Origin of the sequence: Burkholderia sp. Ac-20392, from assembly GCF_017104585.1 — a bacterium.
GTDB lineage: Bacteria > Pseudomonadota > Gammaproteobacteria > Burkholderiales > Burkholderiaceae > Burkholderia > Burkholderia lata.
The window spans coordinates 1-17,127 of record NZ_JAAGPB010000057.1 but is presented as its reverse complement, the minus strand read 5'-3'; the positions used below and the strand labels follow the sequence as shown (position 1 = coordinate 17,127).

General features: G+C 65.4%; 15 protein-coding genes and 1 pseudogene. 3 read left to right on the top strand and 13 right to left on the bottom strand.

The window, feature by feature from the left end:
* Positions 1-3 precede the first annotated feature (3 nt).
* From lpxA to rpsB, 13 genes are all read right to left on the bottom strand, one after another.
* A complete protein-coding gene (gene lpxA / locus G3N99_RS10550) occupies positions 4-792 on the bottom strand; it encodes an acyl-ACP--UDP-N-acetylglucosamine O-acyltransferase (protein ID WP_174988880.1) in 789 nt (262 codons plus the stop codon).
* 58 nt (positions 793-850) lie between these two features.
* On the bottom strand, positions 851-1,318 hold the full coding sequence (gene fabZ / locus G3N99_RS10545; protein ID WP_011352450.1) for a 3-hydroxyacyl-ACP dehydratase FabZ: 468 nt from the start codon (positions 1,316-1,318) through the stop codon (positions 851-853).
* Positions 1,319-1,447: 129 nt separating this feature from the next.
* Entirely contained in the window at positions 1,448-2,542 is a 1,095-nt protein-coding gene (gene lpxD, locus G3N99_RS10540; RefSeq protein WP_206122354.1) for a UDP-3-O-(3-hydroxymyristoyl)glucosamine N-acyltransferase, read from the bottom strand.
* 16 nt (positions 2,543-2,558) lie between these two features.
* On the bottom strand, positions 2,559-3,056 hold the full coding sequence (locus G3N99_RS10535; RefSeq protein WP_174941354.1) for an OmpH family outer membrane protein: 498 nt from the start codon (positions 3,054-3,056) through the stop codon (positions 2,559-2,561).
* A gap of 64 nt (positions 3,057-3,120) precedes the next feature.
* Positions 3,121-5,430: an outer membrane protein assembly factor BamA gene (gene bamA, locus G3N99_RS10530; protein ID WP_174941356.1), complete on the bottom strand. Its 2,310-nt coding sequence runs from the start codon at positions 5,428-5,430 to the stop codon at positions 3,121-3,123.
* A gap of 61 nt (positions 5,431-5,491) precedes the next feature.
* Complete coding sequence (gene rseP / locus G3N99_RS10525) at positions 5,492-6,862, bottom strand: RIP metalloprotease RseP (protein ID WP_174944510.1); 1,371 nt, start codon at positions 6,860-6,862, stop codon at positions 5,492-5,494.
* An 11-nt stretch (positions 6,863-6,873) separates the two neighbouring features.
* Positions 6,874-8,070, bottom strand: coding sequence for a 1-deoxy-D-xylulose-5-phosphate reductoisomerase (locus G3N99_RS10520; protein ID WP_206122353.1), 1,197 nt, complete (start codon positions 8,068-8,070; stop codon positions 6,874-6,876).
* A gap of 15 nt (positions 8,071-8,085) precedes the next feature.
* Positions 8,086-8,907: a phosphatidate cytidylyltransferase gene (locus G3N99_RS10515; RefSeq protein WP_011352456.1), complete on the bottom strand. Its 822-nt coding sequence runs from the start codon at positions 8,905-8,907 to the stop codon at positions 8,086-8,088.
* Positions 8,901-9,683, bottom strand: coding sequence for a polyprenyl diphosphate synthase (gene uppS, locus G3N99_RS10510; RefSeq protein WP_006478494.1), 783 nt, complete (start codon positions 9,681-9,683; stop codon positions 8,901-8,903). Before uppS ends, G3N99_RS10515 begins: the two co-directional genes overlap by 7 nt.
* Positions 9,684-9,730: 47 nt before the next feature.
* Positions 9,731-10,291, bottom strand: a complete 561-nt coding sequence (frr, locus tag G3N99_RS10505; RefSeq protein WP_174382395.1) for a ribosome recycling factor — start codon at positions 10,289-10,291, stop codon at positions 9,731-9,733.
* A 91-nt stretch (positions 10,292-10,382) separates the two neighbouring features.
* Positions 10,383-11,096 carry a UMP kinase gene (gene pyrH / locus G3N99_RS10500; RefSeq protein ID WP_011352459.1) on the bottom strand — a complete coding sequence of 238 codons (714 nt, stop codon included), beginning with the start codon at positions 11,094-11,096 and terminating at the stop codon, positions 10,383-10,385.
* A gap of 163 nt (positions 11,097-11,259) precedes the next feature.
* Entirely contained in the window at positions 11,260-12,141 is an 882-nt protein-coding gene (gene tsf / locus G3N99_RS10495; RefSeq protein ID WP_174930987.1) for a translation elongation factor Ts, read from the bottom strand.
* A gap of 162 nt (positions 12,142-12,303) precedes the next feature.
* A complete protein-coding gene (gene rpsB, locus G3N99_RS10490) occupies positions 12,304-13,044 on the bottom strand; it encodes a 30S ribosomal protein S2 (RefSeq protein WP_006752149.1) in 741 nt (246 codons plus the stop codon).
* 378 nt (positions 13,045-13,422) lie between these two features.
* Here rpsB and map point away from each other — a divergent pair, with 378 nt between their 5' ends.
* The 3 genes and pseudogenes from map to G3N99_RS10475 all read left to right on the top strand — a co-directional run.
* Entirely contained in the window at positions 13,423-14,238 is an 816-nt protein-coding gene (gene map, locus G3N99_RS10485; protein ID WP_174941365.1) for a type I methionyl aminopeptidase, read from the top strand.
* Positions 14,239-14,283: 45 nt separating this feature from the next.
* Positions 14,284-16,860 carry a [protein-PII] uridylyltransferase gene (locus G3N99_RS10480; RefSeq protein WP_174941367.1) on the top strand — a complete coding sequence of 859 codons (2,577 nt, stop codon included), beginning with the start codon at positions 14,284-14,286 and terminating at the stop codon, positions 16,858-16,860.
* Positions 16,861-16,876: 16 nt separating this feature from the next.
* Positions 16,877-17,127 (top strand): annotated as a pseudogene (locus G3N99_RS10475) (pseudouridine synthase); the annotation flags it as partial.

Genomic DNA, 17,127 nt, shown 5'->3' with positions numbered 1-17,127 from the left:
CGCTTAGCGGATGATGCCGCGTTGCGACGCGTCGATGAACTCGACGAGCGTCGTTACAGGTGCGTCACCCTCGCCGCCCGCCGCAGCCAGCTCGCGCAACTGCACTTTCGCTTCCTCGAACGACAGGCCGTTCTTGTACAGCAGGCGGTACGCGCTGCGCAGCGCGGAGATCGCGTCGGGCGAGAAACCGCGCCGACGCAGCCCTTCGACGTTGATCCCGTGCGGCTCGGCCTTGTTGCCCGCCGCGATCACGAACGGCGGAATGTCCTGCACGAGCGCCGACGCGCCGCCCAGCATCGAGTGCGCACCGATGCGCACGAACTGGTGGACGCCCGACATCCCGCCGACGATCGCCCAGTCGCCGATCTCGACGTGGCCGGCCATCTGTGCGTTGCTCGACAGGATCACGTGGTTACCGACGGTGCAGTCGTGACCGATGTGCACATAGGCCATGATCCAGTTGTCGTCACCGAGCGTCGTCACGCCGACGTCCTGCACGGTGCCCGTGTGGATCGTCGTGAATTCGCGGATCGTGTTGCGGTTGCCGATCACGAGCTTCGTCGGCTCGTCCTTGTACTTCATGTCCTGCGGACGACCACCGACCGACGCGTAATGGCCGATGCGGTTGTCCTCGCCGAGCGTCGTATGGCCTTCGATCACGCTGTGCGAGCCGATCGTCGTACGCGCGCCGATCGTGACGTGCGGACCGACGATCGCGTACGGACCGATCTCGACCGATTCGTCGATCTGCGCGCCCGGTTCGACAATCGCGGTGGGATGAATCCTGGTCATGCGCCGTTGCCTCTCGATGTGATGTGTCGCGTTGCGTTGCCTGTCCGTGCCGCGTCGCTCAGGGCGCCACGTCGGTCGTCTTGACCGTGCACATCAGCTCGGCTTCCGCCGCCACCTTGCCGTCCACTTCCGCGACCGCCTTGAACTTCCAGATGCCGCGGATGTAGCGTTCGAACGTCACGTTCAGAATCAGTTGGTCGCCCGGCTCGACCGGACGCTTGAAGCGCGCGCCATCGATCCCGACGAAGTAGTACAGCGTGTTCTCCGGATCCTTCGGCTGCTCTTCCGAGAAAGTCAGCAGCGCCGCGGCCTGCGCGAGCGCTTCGAGAATCAGCACGCCCGGCATCACCGGCCGCTTCGGGAAATGTCCCTGGAAGTACGGCTCGTTGATCGACACGTTCTTCAGCGCTTTGATTCCCTTGTGCGGTTCGAGTTCGAGCACGCGATCGACGAGCAGAATCGGGTAGCGATGCGGCAGCAGCGTGAGGATCTTGTGGATGTCGAGATTGATTTTTTCAGTGCTCATGATGGTTCGTCTCACGCAGAGGCTGCGCGGTGGTGATGCAAAGGCTGAAGCGGGCCGCCGTGCGGCCCAGTCTGGCAAACCGGGCCGGTTGCGCTGGCCGTACCCGGTTCGAGGTCTCGCATGATGCGCTCAGGCGTCCGTGCCGCCCTGGGCGGCGAGCGCGGCTTCGAGCGCCTTGATGCGCTCGCGCAGCTTGTCGAGGTTGCGCACGAGCGCGGCGCTCTTGTTCCATTCGCCGTGGTCGACGGCCGGGAACGCGCTGGTATAGATGCCGGCTTTCGGCAGCGACTTCGATACGCCCGATTTCGCCGTGATGATGACATAGTCGCCGAGCGTCACGTGGCCGGCGATCCCGGCCGCGCCGCCGATCATGCAGTGGCGGCCGATCGTCGTGCTGCCCGCGATCCCGGCACTGCCGGCGATCACCGTGTAGGCGCCGATCCGGCAGTTGTGGCCGATCTGCACCTGGTTGTCGATCTTCACGCATTCCTCGATGACGGTATCCGCCATCGCGCCACGGTCGATCGTCGTGTTCGCGCCGATCTCGACGTCGGGGCCGATCGTGACACCGCCGACCTGCGGGATCTTGACCCAGCTGCCGGTGCGCGCGTCGCCGTCACCGACGAAATCCGGCGCGAAGCCGAAGCCGTCGGAGCCAATCACGGCACCCGCATGGATGATCGCGCGCGGGCCGACCTTGCAGCCGTGATACACCGACGCGTTCGGATACAGATGCGAGCCCGCACCGATCGTCGTGCCGCGGCCGACGAATACGTTCGCATCGAGCTGCACGCCGTCTTCGATCACCGCGCCGGCCTCGACCGTCACGTGCGGGCCGATCACCGCGCTCGCGGCAACCTGCGCGGCCGGATCGATCGTCGCGCTCGGATGCACGCCGGCGGCACGCTGCGGCGTGGCCAGATCGATGAACATCTGCGCGACGCGCGCGAAGTACGCGTACGGATTCGGCGTGACGATGAAATTGCGGGGGCCGGCCGTCCGGCCGCTCGCGGCCGCACCCAGCTTTTCCAGATCCTCCGGCGCGATCAGCACCGCGCCGGCGCGGGTCGACTCGACCTGCGACAGGTACTTCGGATTCGCGAGGAACGCGAGTTGCTGCGGGCCTGCCTGGTCGAGCGGTGCGAGCCCGCCCACCTTGCACTGTGCGTCGCCGGCGATCTCGCCGCCGAACCGCTTTACGAGTTCCTCAAGCGTCAATGCCATTCGTCGTCTGCTCCGTTCAGTTCGTCGAGCCGGACGCGAGCGCCTTGAGCACCTTGTCGGTGATGTCGATGCGCGGGCTGACGTACACGGCTTCCTGCACGATCAGGTCGTAATTCTGCTGCTCGGCGATCTGCTTGATGACCTTGTTCGCCCGCTCGAGCACGGCCGCCAGCTCCTCGTTGCGGCGCTGGTTCAGGTCTTCGCGGAACTCGCGCTGCTTGCGCTGGAAGTCGGTATCGAGCTGGGCGAGATCGCGCTGCTTCTGCGCGCGGTCGGCCGCCGACAGCGACGCGCCGTTCTTGTCCAGCGAATCGGACATCGACTTCAGGCGCGCCCCGAGATCCTGCAGATCCTTGTCACGCTTCGCGAACTCGGCTTCGAGCTTCGTCTGCGCCGCCTTCGCGGGCACCGACTCGCGCAGGATCCGATCCGAATTGACCGCCGCGATGCGGGCGACGTCCTGTGCGTGCGCCGTTGCCGCGCCCAAGGCCAGCGCAACGGTCAGCGCGCACATCACTCGTTTCGAAAACTTACCGGTTAGCAAAATTACCCTCTCGTTGCTGTTGTCATGCGTTCGGTCAGAACGCCGTCCCGATCTGGAACTGGAATTTCTGGTACTGGTCGCCTTCGTGCTTCTGCAGCGGGAAACCGAGGCTCAGCTTCAGCGGGCCGATCGGCGAGATCCACGCGAGACCCACACCGTAGCCGTAACGCAGGCCGTTGGCGCCCGTACTCGTGCCGCCCGGCGCGTTGCCCCACACGTTACCGCCGTCGAGGAACGTGAACACGCGCAGCGTGCGGTCGTAGCCCGTGCCCGGCAGCGGGAACGTCAGTTCGATGTTGCCGACGACCATCTTCGAACCGCCGATCGGGTCGTTCGTCTTCGTGTCGCGCGGGCCCAGCGAGCTCGGCTCGTAGCCCCGCACGGAGCCGATACCGCCCGCGTAGTAGTTCTTGAAGATCGGGTACGGGTTGCCGATACCGTTACCGTAGCCGCCCTGCAGGTTCATGCCCAGGATGAAGCCGCGCGAGAACGAATAGTAGTACTGGGCCTGCAGGTCGGCCTTGTAGTACTGGATCTTGCCGACCGGCACGCCGTACTCCATGTTCGCCTGCGTGAAGTAGCCGCGGCTCGGAATCAGCGCGCTGTCACGCGCGTCGCGCGACCACGCGATCGTCAGCGGCACCGTGTTCGACACGCGGCCGAACTGGTTCACGTAGTCCTGGTAGCTCTGCGGCGTGTTCGAATCGACGTCGAGACGGTTCTGCTCGAAGCCCGCGCCGAAGTAGACGGTGTCGACTTCCGAGAACGGGATGCCGAACTTCAGGTTGCCGCCCGCGCTGATGATCCGGAAGCTCGAGCTCGTCGAATAGTAGAGCGGCTGGTACGTGCGGTAGTAGACGTCCGTGATCCGCTTGATGCCGTCGACCGTGAAGTACGGGTCGACCTGCGTGACGGTCAGCGTACGGTAGCTCTTCGCGGTATTGACGTTCACCGACAGGCTGGTACCCGAACCGAACACGTTGTCCTGCGACACGCCGGCCGACAGCACGACCTTGTCCGTCGACGAGAAGCCCGCACCCAGCGTGATCGCGCCGGTCGGCTTTTCGTCGACCTTCACGTTCACGTCGACCTGGTCGTTCGTACCTTCGACCGGCACCGTCGTCACGTCGACGTTGGTGAAGTAGCCGAGACGGTTCACGCGATCCTTCGACAGCGCGAGGCGGTTCGAATCGAACCACGAGCTCTCAAGCTGGCGCATTTCGCGACGCACCACTTCGTCGCGCGTACGCGTATTGCCGACGACGTTGATGCGGCGCACGTACACGCGGCGGCTCGGATCGACGACGAGGTTCAGGTTCACCTTGTGGTTCGCCTGGTCGATGTCCGGCTGCGCGTTGACGGTCGCGAATGCGTAGCCGTATTCACCGAGCTTGTCGACGATCGACTTGGTGGTCTGTTGCAGCTTTTCGGCCGAGAAGCGATCGCCCGGCTTGATCTTGATCAGCTTGTTGAGTTCGGCTTCGCGATCGAGCAGGTTGCCCGACAGCTTGATGCCCGACACCGTGTACGGCTCGCCTTCGTGCAGCGTGACCGTCAGGTACATGTCCTTCTTGTCGGGCGAGATCGACACCTGGGTCGAATCGATGTTGAACTCGAGATAGCCGCGGTTCAGGTAGTACGAGCGCACCGCCTCGAGGTCGCCCGTGAGCTTTTCCTTCGAGTACAGGTCGTTCTTCGTGTACCAGGAGAACCAGTTCGGCGTCGACAGCTGCATCTCGTCACGCAGCGTGCTCGTCTTGAACGCCTTGTTGCCGATGAAGTTGATCTGGCGGATCTTCGCGCTCGGACCTTCGGCCACCGCGAACAGGATCGACACGCGGTTCGCGTCGACCGGCGTGACCGTCGTCTTGACCTCGGCCGCGTAGAAGCCGCGCGTGAGGTACTGGCGCTTGAGCTCCTGCTCCGCCTTGTCGACGAGCGCCTTGTCGTAGTAGCGACCGTCGGCAAGGCCGACTGCGCGCAGCGCCTTCGTCAGGTTGTCCTTGTCGAATTCCTTCGTGCCGGTGAAGTCGATCGACGCGATGGCCGGACGCTCCTGCACCTGCACGATCACGACGTTGCCCTGGGTGGCGATGCGTACGTCGTTGAAGAAGCCCGTCGCGTACAGCGCGCGGATTGCTTCGGATGCCTTGTCGTCCGTGAAGGTATCGCCCTGCTTGATCGGCAGATAGGCGAACACCGAACCCGCTTCGACGCGCTGCAGCCCCTCGATCTTGATGTCTTGCACCACGAACGGTGCCGCTGCATGCGCCGCGAGGCCGTGCGCGGCGAGCGCGGCCGCTGCAACTGTCTTAGGTACAAAGCGATGAGGTTTGAACAACATGCATCCCCAATATTTAGCTGCATCAAATCAGGCGGCTGCCGAGCGGCCGCCGCCTGACGCTTCAGAAATGGATTAACCGAGCCAGATCGTTGAACAGCGCGATCGCCGACAATGCGACGATGCAGATCAACCCGGCTCTTTGCAGAATCAGCTGCCAGCGCTCCGAGACGGCTTTCCCGGTCGTGGCTTCAACCGCATAATATAACAGATGCCCCCCGTCCAAAACGGGAATCGGCAACAAGTTCAGGACGCCAAGGCTAATGCTGACAAGGGCGAGGAACGACAGGAACGCCGACGGACCGAGCCGCGCACTCTTGCCCGCGTAGTCCGCGATCGTCACCGGGCCGGACAGGTTCTTCAGCGACGCGTTGCCCGTGATCATGCGCCCGAACATCCGCAGCGAATACACGGAGATGTCCCACGTACGGTGCGCGCCGAGCTGCAGGCTCTCGATCGGCCCGTACCGCACGTCGACGGACGGCGCATGCATCGACAGCGCCGCGCCGATCCGGCCGACCTGCTGCCCCGATTCGTCGTCGCGCTGCATCTGCGGCACGATCGACACCGTCTGCGCAGCGCCGTCGCGCTCGATCTGCAGGTCGAGCGGCTTGCCTGCATGGTGTTTCACGAAATCGATGAAGCGCGACGCGCCGCCGATCGGCTTGCCGTCGAGCGCGACCAGCTTGTCGCCGGACTTCAGGCCTGCCTGCTCCGCCGCGCTGCCGGGCTGCACCGACGCGACCGACAGCGTGCCGCCGCCGGTCTCGAAGCCCAGATGGGCCATGAAATCGTCGTCGAGCTGACTTTCGGGAACATTGCGGAGGTCGACGCGGAAATCGAACGTCGTGTTGCCGTCGCGGGCGCCGAGCACGATCTCGCGGTGATCGAACGCAGCCGCCAGCAGCTTCCAGCGCAGGTCCGACCACGACCGCACCGGCTCGGACTCGCCGCCCTGCGCGTTGCGGATCGACACGATCTTCTCGTTGCCGTCGAAGCCCGCGCGCGCCGCCACCGTACCGGCGGCCGGCGGTGCGACGATCGCGGTCGGCTCGGTTACACCAGTGGCAAATACGACGGAAAACAGCACGATTGCCAACAGGAAGTTGGCAATCGGCCCGGCCGCGACGATTGCGATGCGCTTGTAGACGGACTGCCGGTTGAACGCCTGGCCGAGCTCCTCGGGCGCAATGCCGGGGCCGGGATCGCGCTCGTCGAGCATCTTCACGTAGCCGCCGAGCGGCAGCGCCGACAGCGTCCACTCGGTGCCCGTCCTACGGCTGACCCAGCGCGCGACGGGCTGGCCGAAGCCGATCGAGAAACGCAGCACCTTCACGCCGCACCAGCGCGCGACGCGATAGTGTCCGTACTCATGCACGACGACCAGCACCCCGATCGCCACCGCAAACGCGATCAGTTCGACCAGCACGTTCATGAGCACTCCATTCAGACAGTGCGCTCCACGCGTGGCGCAGGCGCTTTCGCAATGATTTCGGCGGCGAGGCGGCGTGCCTCGGCATCCGCCTCCAGGACATCCTCGAGCCCGTCGGGCGTACGGTTCGGCAGCGTGTTGAGCACGGCGTCGACCGTCGCCGCGATCGCCATGAAGCCGATGCGGCGCTCGAGAAACGCTTCGACCGCGACTTCGTTCGCTGCGTTCAATGCAGCGCTCGCGATGCCGCCTTCCTCAAGCGCCTTCAGCGCGAGCGCGAGGCACGGGAAGCGCGCGTAATCGGGCTTCTCGAACGACAGCTGGGCGATCTGCGCGAGGTCGAGCTGGTCGACGCCCGCATCGACACGCTCGGGGAACGCAAGCGCGTGCGCAATCGGCGTGCGCATGTCGGGGTTGCCGAGCTGGGCGAGCACCGAGCCGTCGCGATACGACACGAGCGAATGGATCACGCTCTGCGGGTGGATCAGCACGTCGATGCGGTCACCCGGCAGCCCGAAGATCCAGTGCGCCTCGATCACCTCGAGGCCCTTGTTCATCATCGTCGCGGAATCGACCGAGATCTTGCGGCCCATCACCCAGTTCGGATGCTTGCACGCCTCGTCCGGCGTCACGTCGACGAGCGTGGCCGGCTCGCGCGTGCGGAACGGGCCGCCCGACGCGGTCAGGATGATCTTCGAGATCCCGCCGTGCTCGGCCGCGTCGCGCGGCATGCACTGGAAGATCGCGTTGTGTTCGCTGTCGACCGGCAGCAGGATCGCGCCATGGTCGCGCACGGCGTCCATGAAGATCGCGCCCGACATCACCAGCGCTTCCTTGTTCGCGAGCAGGATGCGCTTGCCGGCGCGCGCGGCCGCGAGGCTCGGCGCCATGCCGGCCGCGCCGACGATCGCCGCGACCACCGTGTCGCAGCCATCGCTCTTCGACACGTCGACGAGCGCCTGCGGCCCGTGCAGCACGGTCGTCTTGCTGCCCGCCGCGCGCAGTTTCGCATCGACGTGCGCGGCCGTCGCGGCATCGCCGACCACCGCCACTTCGGGCGCGAAGCGCAGGCATTGCTCGACCAGCTTGTCGCCGTTGCGGTGTGCGGTCAGCGCGTAGACCGAGAAGCGCTCGGGATGGCGCGCGACCACGTCGAGCGTGCTGTCTCCGATCGAGCCCGTGGAACCGAGCAATGTCAGACGTTTTTGCATAACAGAAGTAATGGTTTAACCAAGCAGCAGCATCGCGAGCGGCAGCACCGGCAGCAGCGCGTCGACACGGTCGAGCACGCCGCCATGGCCAGGCAGCAGTCCGCTCGAATCCTTCACGCCCGCCTGCCGCTTCAGCAGCGACTCGAACAGGTCGCCGATCACGCTATACGCGACCAGCAGCGTCAGTGCGGCCCACGCGCCGGGCATCCCGTAGCGCACGGCGAACGCGGAAAACAGGGTCGGCTCGAACGCATGCGCGGCCATCGCGACACCGGCGACGACCATCACGGCGAGCCAGCCACCGATCGCGCCTTCCCAGCTCTTGCCGGGGCTGATCGTGATGGCCAGTTTACGCTTTCCAAAAGCCTTGCCCGCGAAGTATGCACCGATATCGGCGAGCCAGACGACCAGAAGCAGCGACAGCACGAACGGTACGCCCTGCGCCCGCGCCGCGACGAGCGCATGCCAGCAGGCCGCAAAGACCACGAGGCCCGCCGCGAGCAGGAACGGCCGCCATACGCCGCCCGCGAGCGCCGGTTTGCGCCGCAGCGTGAACGGGCCGACCAGCAGCCAGAACACGCCGGCTGCCATGAAAAGGGGACGGGACGAAGCCGCATCGACGCCGAGCGGCGCCGTTGCCGCGAGCGCCAGCGCCGCGACGACGGCATAGATGACCGGGCCGGCGCCGCCGAGCTTGAGCAGGCGCGCCCATTCCCACGCGGCAAACACGAGCACGACGCCGATCAGCGCGCCGAACGCGGTGAGCGGCGCGAACAGCGTCACCGGCAGCAGTACCGCCAGCATCACGATCGCCGTGATCACACGGGTTTTCAGCATGAAAGGGAGTCGGCGTTCTGCGATTGCGGTTCGAGCTGTGCGCTCGTGCGGCCGAAGCGGCGCTCGCGCTCCGTATACGACGCCATTGCGTCGGCCAGTGCCGCGCCGTCGAAATCCGGCCAGTATTTGTCGGTGAAATAGAATTCGGCGTACGCGAGTTGCCACAGCAGGAAATTGCTGACGCGCTGCTCGCCACCGGTACGGATGAAGAGATCGGGCTCCGGCGCATAGGCCATCGCCAGGTGCGGTGCGAACGCGTCCTCGGTCACCTCGACCTCGCGACCCTCGCGCACGGCCTGCTCGACGAGCTTCTTCGTCGCCTGCAGGATGTCCCACCGGCCGCCGTAGTTGGCCGCGATGGTGAGCGTAAGACGGGTATTGCGCGCCGTCTTGGTTTCGGCGCGGCGAATCAGTTCACGGATGCGCGGCTCGAAGCGGTCGAGATCGCCGACGACACGCAGGCGGATCCCGTTTGCGTGAAGCTTGCCGACCTCGCGCTCGAGCGCGGTGATGAAGAGGCGCATCAGGAACGACACTTCGTCGTTCGGACGGCGCCAGTTCTCCGAACTGAACGCGAACAGCGTCAGGTATTCGACGCCGGCACGCGCGCAGCCTTCGACCACCGCCCGCACGGCATCGACGCCGCGGGTGTGCCCCGCGACGCGCGGCAAGCGGCGTTCGGTCGCCCAACGGCCGTTGCCGTCCATGATGATCGCGATGTGACGCGGCACGACGCCGACGTCAGGCACGCGAACGGTAGAGCTGGTATAGGTCATGGCCGTTGAGACAGTTGCGGGAAGAAGGCGGCGCGCGAGGACGGTCGTCAGACCGTCATGATCTCGGCTTCCTTGCTCTGCACGAGCTTGTCGATTTCGGCAACGTGCTTGTCGGTCAGCTTCTGCACGTCGTCGCTCGCGCGGCGCTCGTCGTCTTCCGAGATTTCCTTGTCCTTCACGAGCTTCTTGAGCGCTTCGTTCGCGTCGCGGCGCAGGTTGCGGATCGCGACCTTGGCCGTTTCGCCTTCGCTCTTGACGACCTTGGTCAGCTCGCGGCGGCGCTCTTCCGTCAGCGCGGGCATCGGCACGCGGATCTGGTCGCCGGAGGTGGCCGGGTTCAGGCCCAGGTCGGCTTCGCGAATGGCCTTCTCGACCTTCGCGACCATGTTCTTTTCCCACGGCTGCACGCCGATCGTGCGCGCATCGACGAGCGTCAGGTTGGCGACCTGCGAGATCGGCACCATCGACCCGTAGTAGTCGACCTGCACGTGATCGAGCAGACCGGTGTGTGCACGGCCCGTACGGATCTTTGCCAGATCGTTCTTGAACGCTTCGATCGAGCGCTGCATCTTTTGCTCGACGCCCTTCTTGGTATCAGCGACACTCATTTCAACCTCCGAACCTTCTAACCTTCAAAGAACGCGGGCCCTGCCCGGCGCATCGGGTGCGCCGCGGCCGACGGCCCGCATCCGCGGGAGTTTACACGTGGACGAGCGTACCTTCGTCCTCGCCCAGCACGATGCGCTTGAGCGCGCCCGGCTTGTTGATCGAAAACACGCGAATCGGCAGCTTCTGGTCGCGGCACAGCGCAAAGGCCGTCGCGTCCATCACCTGCAGGTTGCGGCTGATCGCCTCGTCGAAAGTGATCGTCGTGTAACGCGTGGCCGACGGATCCTTCTTCGGATCGGCAGAATATACGCCATCGACCTTGGTCGCCTTCAATACGACCTCGGCGCCCACTTCCGAACCGCGCAGCGCGGCGGCCGTGTCCGTCGTGAAGAACGGGTTGCCCGTACCGGCCGCGAAGATCACGACGCGGCCTTCCTCGAGCTGACGGATCGCGCGGGGCCGGATGTACGGCTCGACGACCTGGTCCATCCGCAGCGCGGACTGCACACGCGCCTCGATGCCGGCGTGGCGCATCGCATCCTGCAGCGCCAGCGCGTTCATCATCGTCGCGAGCATCCCCATGTAGTCTGCCGTCGCGCGATCCATGCCGGCCGCGCCACCCGCGACACCGCGGAAAATATTACCGCCACCGATCACGACCGCAAGCTGCGTACCGAGACGCACGACTTCGGCGATATCGGCCACCATCCGTTCGATCGTCGCGCGATTGATGCCGAAGGCATCGTCGCCCATCAGCGCTTCGCCGGAGAGTTTGAGAAGGACGCGTTTATAGGCATTGGACATAGGGGCTTCCGAGCGACGAGAGGATGACAACCACGAACTGTAGGGGCGAAATACTGATTCGGGCAAGCGCCGACGGTCGGACCGGGTTTCCCGGCCGGCCGGCGGCGGCGCCGACCGCGGCGGAGCGGACGCCCGCCGCGGATACTGCCTGACTGCTTACGGCTTACTGCTGCTTTGCTGCTGCGACTTGCGCGGCCACTTCGGCGGCGAAGTCGTCCTGGCGCTTCTCGATGCCTTCGCCGACGACGAACAGTGCGAACTTCTGCACTGCGGCATTCGCTGCCTTCAGCATCTGCTCGATCGTCTGCTTGTCGTTCTTCACGAACGTCTGGTTCAGCAGCGACACTTCCTTCAGGTACTTCTGGACGCTACCGTCGACCATCTTCGCGACGATTTCAGCCGGCTTGCCCGATTCCGCGGCCTTCTGCTCGGCCACGCGGCGTTCCGTCTCGATCAGTTCCGCCGGCACGTCAGCCGACGACAGCGCGACCGGCTTCATTGCCGCGATGTGCATCGCGACATCCTTGCCGACCTGCTCTTCCGCGCCCGTGTACTCGACGATCACGCCGATACGCGCGCCGTGCAGGTACGTGGCGATCTTGTTTGCGGTTTCGAAACGGACGAAACGGCGGATCGAGACGTTTTCGCCGATCTTGCCGACCAGCGCCAGACGCACTGCGTCGACCGTCGAGCCTTCGAGCGGCAGTGCCGACAGCGCAGCCACGTCAGCCGGGTTTTGCGTCGCGACGAGTTCTGCAACCGTCTTCGAGAATGCGAGGAAGTCGTCGTTCTTCGCGACGAAGTCGGTTTCGCAGTTCAGTTCGACCAGCGAGCCTGCGTTGCCGCCGACGAACGATGCGACGACGCCTTCTGCCGTCACGCGCGATGCCGCCTTGCTCGCCTTGTTGCCGAGCTTGACGCGCAGCAGCTCTTCAGCCTTGGCCAGATCGCCGTCAGCTTCCGTCAGCGCCTTCTTGCACTCCATCATCGGTGCGTCGGTCTTTGCGCGCAGTTCTGCCACCATGCTTGCGGTAATTGCCGCCATCATTCGCTCCTTGAGTCTGTATTCACAACGCCGCCCGCTTGGACGCGAACGGCCGAGATTCGTTTCCGGACCCGCACCCATTCGGCGCGATCAGGTCCGGCGCACAAGCTTAAAAAAAGGGGGCCTGTTGAGAGCCCCCTTTTTGCGCCGGCTCGGGGCCAGTTACGCGTTTTCCTCGACGTACTCGTCGTCGCCGCGTGCGGCCTGGACCACTTCGTTGACCGCGTTCGCACGGCCTTCGAGGATCGCGTCGGCCACGCCTTCGGCGTACAGCGCGACTGCCTTGCTCGAGTCGTCGTTACCCGGGATCACGTAATCCACACCTTCCGGCGAGTGGTTCGTATCGACCACGGCGATGACCGGCACGCCCAGCTTGTTCGCTTCGGTAACGGCAATCTTGTGGTAGCCGACGTCGACGACGAAGATTGCGTCCGGAATGCCGCCCATGTCCTTCACGCCGCCGATCGACTTCTGCAGCTTGGCGATTTCGCGTTCGAACAGCAGCGCTTCCTTCTTGCTCATCTTTTCGAGCTCGCCTGCCTCGACTGCCGCTTCCATGTCCTTCAGGCGCTTGATCGATACCTTCAGCGTCTTGAAGTTGGTCATCATGCCGCCGAGCCAGCGTGCATTGACGAACGGCATGCCTGCGCGCTGCGCTTCCTGGGCGATCGTGTCACGCGATTGACGCTTCGTGCCGACGAACAGGATCGTGCCGCGGTTCGCTGCCAGCTGGCGCACGTACTTCTGTGCGTCCGTGAACATCGGCAGCGTCTTTTCGAGGTTGATGATGTGAATCTTGTTGCGGTGACCGAAAATGAACGGAGCCATCTTCGGGTTCCAGAAGCGCGTCTGGTGACCGAAGTGGACACCCGCTTCCAGCATTTGGCGCATCGTAACTGCCATGTAAATTCTCCACGAGGGTTGGGTCTTAAGCCGGCCGCCGTACCGCCGCGCGATCCCACCCCGAAGGGCGCGAATTCCGCGCGGCCGGCACCCTGGTTGCGCCGGCTTGCGATTCGACACGTGCAAACGCCCGTGCCGTAAGCCTTCTATCCGCCACGCCGCCCCAACATGGGGCAAGTTCGGCAATTGGATATCGACTTAGCCAAAGAGTATAGCACGCCGATTTGTCCGCTCTCAAGTCGCGCACCACTTTCGCTTGCCGCGCGGCAGCCGGCCGGACAATCCGCGAAAACCCGCATCCGCACCGCCGGCAGGGGCTGCGACGCCTGCCAGAAGGTGCGATAATCCGTCAATTCACCGCATTCCAGGCATACCTCGATGGCTATTACGCTCAAAAACGAACACGATATCGCTGAGATGCGCGTCGCCTGCCGTCTCGCGAGCGAAGTGCTCGACTTCATCACGCCGCACGTCGTCGCGGGCATCACGACCGCCGAACTCGACCGCCTCTGCCACGAGTTCATGCTCAACGAGCAGGGCACGATCCCCGCGCCGCTGAATTACCAGCCGCCCGGCTACCCGCCGTACCCGAAGGCCACCTGCATTTCGGTCAACGACGTGATCTGCCACGGCATTCCCGGCGAGAAGGTGGTCAAGAACGGCGATGCGCTGAACATCGACATCACCGTGATCAAGAACGGCTACTTCGGCGACACGAGCCGCATGTTCATCGTCGGCGAGGGTTCGATCCTCGCGAAGCGCCTCGTGCAGACCACTTACGAATGCATGTGGCTCGGCATCGACCAGGTCAAGCCCGGCGCACACCTCGGCGACATCGGCTATGCGATCCAGAAGCACGCGGAAGCGCAGGGCTACAGCGTCGTGCGCGAATACTGCGGCCACGGCATCGGCACGGTGTTCCACGAAGATCCGCAGGTCGTCCACTACGGCCGCCCGGGCACCGGCATCGAACTGAAGGCCGGGATGATCTTCACGATCGAGCCGATGATCAACGCCGGCAAGCGCGACATCCGCACGATGCCCGACCAGTGGACGGTCAAGACGCGCGACCGCAGCCTGTCGGCGCAGTGGGAGCACACGGTGCTCGTCACCGAAACCGGCTACGACGTGCTGACCGTGTCGGCCGGCACGCCGGCGCGCCCCGTGTTCGCGCAACCGGCCGCAGCAGTCTGAGCGCCGTCGCGCCAGCCCGCCCCACTCGCACCTGAACGGCCGCCCATGAGCGCTCACGCTGCCCCCTCGCCCGAAGCGCTGTCGCGGCGCGCCGAATTCAAGGCCGCCAAGACGGAGATGCTCGAGCGCTTTCGCCGCGCGGCGAACGTCGCGTCGCTGATGCACGCGCTGTCGAAACTCACCGACGAAGCGCTGAAGCGCGTGTGGGACGACTGCGAGCTGCCCGCGACGCTCGCGCTCGTCGCCGTCGGCGGCTACGGGCGCGGCGAGCTCGCGCCCTATTCCGACGTCGACATCCTCGTATTGCTGCCCGATGCGCACGACCCGGCGCTCGACGCGCGCATCGAGCGCTTCATCGGCATGGCATGGGATCTCGGCCTCGAGATCGGCAGCAGCGTGCGCACGGTCGCGCAGTGCATCGAGGAAGCATCGCAGGACGTCACGGTGCAGACCTCGCTACTGGAAGCGCGTCGCATCGTCGGCAGCACCGCGCTGTTCGAGCGTTTCACTGTGCGCTACCACGAGGCGCTCGACGCCCGCGCGTTCTTCACCGCGAAGGTGCTCGAGATGCGCCAGCGCCACGCGAAATTCCAGGACACGCCGTACAGCCTCGAACCGAACGTGAAGGAAAGCCCCGGCGGGCTGCGCGACCTGCAGACGATCCTCTGGATCGCACGCGCGGCCGGTTTCGGCAGCAGCTGGCGCGAACTCGACACGCGCGGCCTCATCACCGATCGCGAGGCGCGCGAGCTGCGCCGCAACGAGGGTTTCCTGAAAACGCTGCGCGCGCGGCTGCACGTGATTGCCGGCCGCCGCCAGGACATGCTCGTGTTCGACCTGCAAACGCAGGCGGCCGAGAGCTTCGGCTACCAGCCGACCCAGGCGAAGCGCGCGAGCGAGCAGTTGATGCGCCGCTATTACTGGGCCGCGAAAGCCGTCACGCAGCTCGCGACGATCCTGATCCAGAACATCGAGGCGCAGCTGTTCCCCGCGACGAGCGGCATCACGCGCGTGCTGTCGCCCGACCGCTTCGTCGAGAAGCAGGGCATGCTCGAGATCGTCGACGACGGCGTGTTCGAACGCCACCCCGACGCGATCCTCGAAGCGTTCCTGTTGTACGAGACGACCCGCGGCGTGAAAGGGCTGTCCGCCCGCACGCTGCGCGCGCTGTACAACTCGCGCGAGATCATGAACAACACGTGGCGCCGCGATCCGCAGAACCGCGACACGTTCATGCAGATCCTTCAGCAACCCGAAGGAATCACGCACGCGTTCCGGCTGATGAACCAGACGAGCGTGCTCGGCCGCTACCTGCTGAATTTCCGCCGCATCGTCGGCCAGATGCAGCACGACCTGTACCACGTGTACACGGTCGACCAGCACATCCTGATGGTGTTGCGCAACATCCGCCGCTTCGCGGTGGCCGAGCACGCGCACGAATATCCGTTCTGCAGCCAGCTGATCGGCAACTTCGAGCGCCCCTGGGTGCTGTATGTCGCGGCGCTGTTCCACGACATCGCGAAGGGCCGCGGCGGCGATCATTCGACGCTCGGGATGGCCGACGCACGGCGCTTCTGCCGCGAGCACGGCATCGCCAGCGACGACGCGGCGCTGATCGTGTGGCTCGTCCAGCATCACCTGACGATGAGCCAGGTCGCGCAGAAGCAGGACACGAGCGACCCCGAAGTCATCAAGCGCTTCGCCGAAGTCGTCGGCAACGAACGGTACCTCACCGCGCTGTACCTGCTGACCGTCGCCGATATCCGCGGCACGAGCCCGAAGGTGTGGAACACGTGGAAGGGCAAGCTGCTCGAGGATCTCTACCGCATCACGCTCGCGGTGCTCGGCGGGGCCAACCCCGACGCGCATTCCGAGCTGAAGTCGCGGCAGGAGCAGGCGCTCGCGCTGCTGCGCCTCGAGACCGTGCCCGACGACGCGCATCGCGCGCTGTGGGATCAGCTCGACGTCGGCTTCTTCCTGCGTCACGACGCGGCCGACATCGCGTGGCAGACACGCGTGCTGTACCGGCACGTGAATGCCGAAACCGCGATCGTCCGCGCGCGGCCGTCGCCGATCGGCGATGCGCTGCAGGTGCTCGTGTACGTGAAGGATCGCCCCGACCTGTTCGCGGGCATCTGCGCGTATTTCGACCGCAACGGGCTGTCGGTGCTCGACGCACGCGTCAGCACGACGCGGCACGGCTATGCACTCGACAACTTCATCGTCACGCAGACCGAGCGTGACGTGCGGTATCGCGACATCGCGAATCTCGTCGAGCAGCAACTTGCGTCGCGGCTCACCGAAACCGCACCGCTGCCGGAGCCGTCCAAGGGCCGCCTGTCGAGGCTGTCCCGGACGTTTCCGATCACGCCGCGCGTCGACCTGCGGGCCGACGAGCGCGGCCAGTACTACATCCTGTCCGTGTCGGCCAACGACCGGCCGGGCCTTCTCTATTCGATCGCGCGCGTACTCGCCGAGCACCGGATCGGCGTCCACGCGGCGCGGATCAATACGCTCGGCGAACGCGTCGAGGACATCTTCCTGCTTGCGGGTGCCGGCCTGTCCGACAACCGCCTGCAGATCCAGCTCGAAACCGAATTGCTGCGTGCGATCGCAGTCTGAATGAATTCCAGCGTTTATGCGCACCAAATTAACCGTCAAGAATCCGAAGCCGGCGTCGCCGACCCGCGCCCCTGTCCGCTCCGGCAGCCTCGTCGCCCGCAAGGCAGTACGCCCCGCGGCACCGCCCGCAGGGGACAAGCCGGCCCGCCCGAAGAAGGCGTCCCCGGCCGCCGGCGGCGAACGCACGTTCAAGCCGCGCGCTGCCGCAGGCGCCGAACGCCCGGGCGCGGATCGCGCACCGGCCAAGCGTGCGCCACGTGACGGCGA

Excerpts from the sequence above, each read along its gene's own strand:
- pyrH (WP_011352459.1), bottom strand. The coding sequence starts at position 11,096 with ATGTCCAATGCCTATAAACGCGTCCTTCTCAAACTCTCCGGCGAAGCG.
- G3N99_RS10515 (WP_011352456.1), bottom strand. The coding sequence starts at position 8,907 with ATGCTGAAAACCCGTGTGATCACGGCGATCGTGATGCTGGCGGTACTG.
- G3N99_RS10535 (WP_174941354.1), bottom strand. The coding sequence starts at position 3,056 with ATGTGCGCGCTGACCGTTGCGCTGGCCTTGGGCGCGGCAACGGCGCAC.
- G3N99_RS10480 (WP_174941367.1), top strand. The coding sequence starts at position 14,284 with ATGAGCGCTCACGCTGCCCCCTCGCCCGAAGCGCTGTCGCGGCGCGCC.
- lpxD (WP_206122354.1), bottom strand. The coding sequence starts at position 2,542 with ATGGCATTGACGCTTGAGGAACTCGTAAAGCGGTTCGGCGGCGAGATC.
- fabZ (WP_011352450.1), bottom strand. The coding sequence starts at position 1,318 with ATGAGCACTGAAAAAATCAATCTCGACATCCACAAGATCCTCACGCTG.
- map (WP_174941365.1), top strand. The coding sequence starts at position 13,423 with ATGGCTATTACGCTCAAAAACGAACACGATATCGCTGAGATGCGCGTC.
- tsf (WP_174930987.1), bottom strand. The coding sequence starts at position 12,141 with ATGGCGGCAATTACCGCAAGCATGGTGGCAGAACTGCGCGCAAAGACC.
- lpxA (WP_174988880.1), bottom strand. The coding sequence starts at position 792 with ATGACCAGGATTCATCCCACCGCGATTGTCGAACCGGGCGCGCAGATC.
- G3N99_RS10520 (WP_206122353.1), bottom strand. The coding sequence starts at position 8,070 with ATGCAAAAACGTCTGACATTGCTCGGTTCCACGGGCTCGATCGGAGAC.
- rseP (WP_174944510.1), bottom strand. The coding sequence starts at position 6,862 with ATGAACGTGCTGGTCGAACTGATCGCGTTTGCGGTGGCGATCGGGGTG.
- rpsB (WP_006752149.1), bottom strand. The coding sequence starts at position 13,044 with ATGGCAGTTACGATGCGCCAAATGCTGGAAGCGGGTGTCCACTTCGGT.
- frr (WP_174382395.1), bottom strand. The coding sequence starts at position 10,291 with ATGAGTGTCGCTGATACCAAGAAGGGCGTCGAGCAAAAGATGCAGCGC.
- uppS (WP_006478494.1), bottom strand. The coding sequence starts at position 9,683 with ATGACCTATACCAGCTCTACCGTTCGCGTGCCTGACGTCGGCGTCGTG.
- bamA (WP_174941356.1), bottom strand. The coding sequence starts at position 5,430 with ATGTTGTTCAAACCTCATCGCTTTGTACCTAAGACAGTTGCAGCGGCC.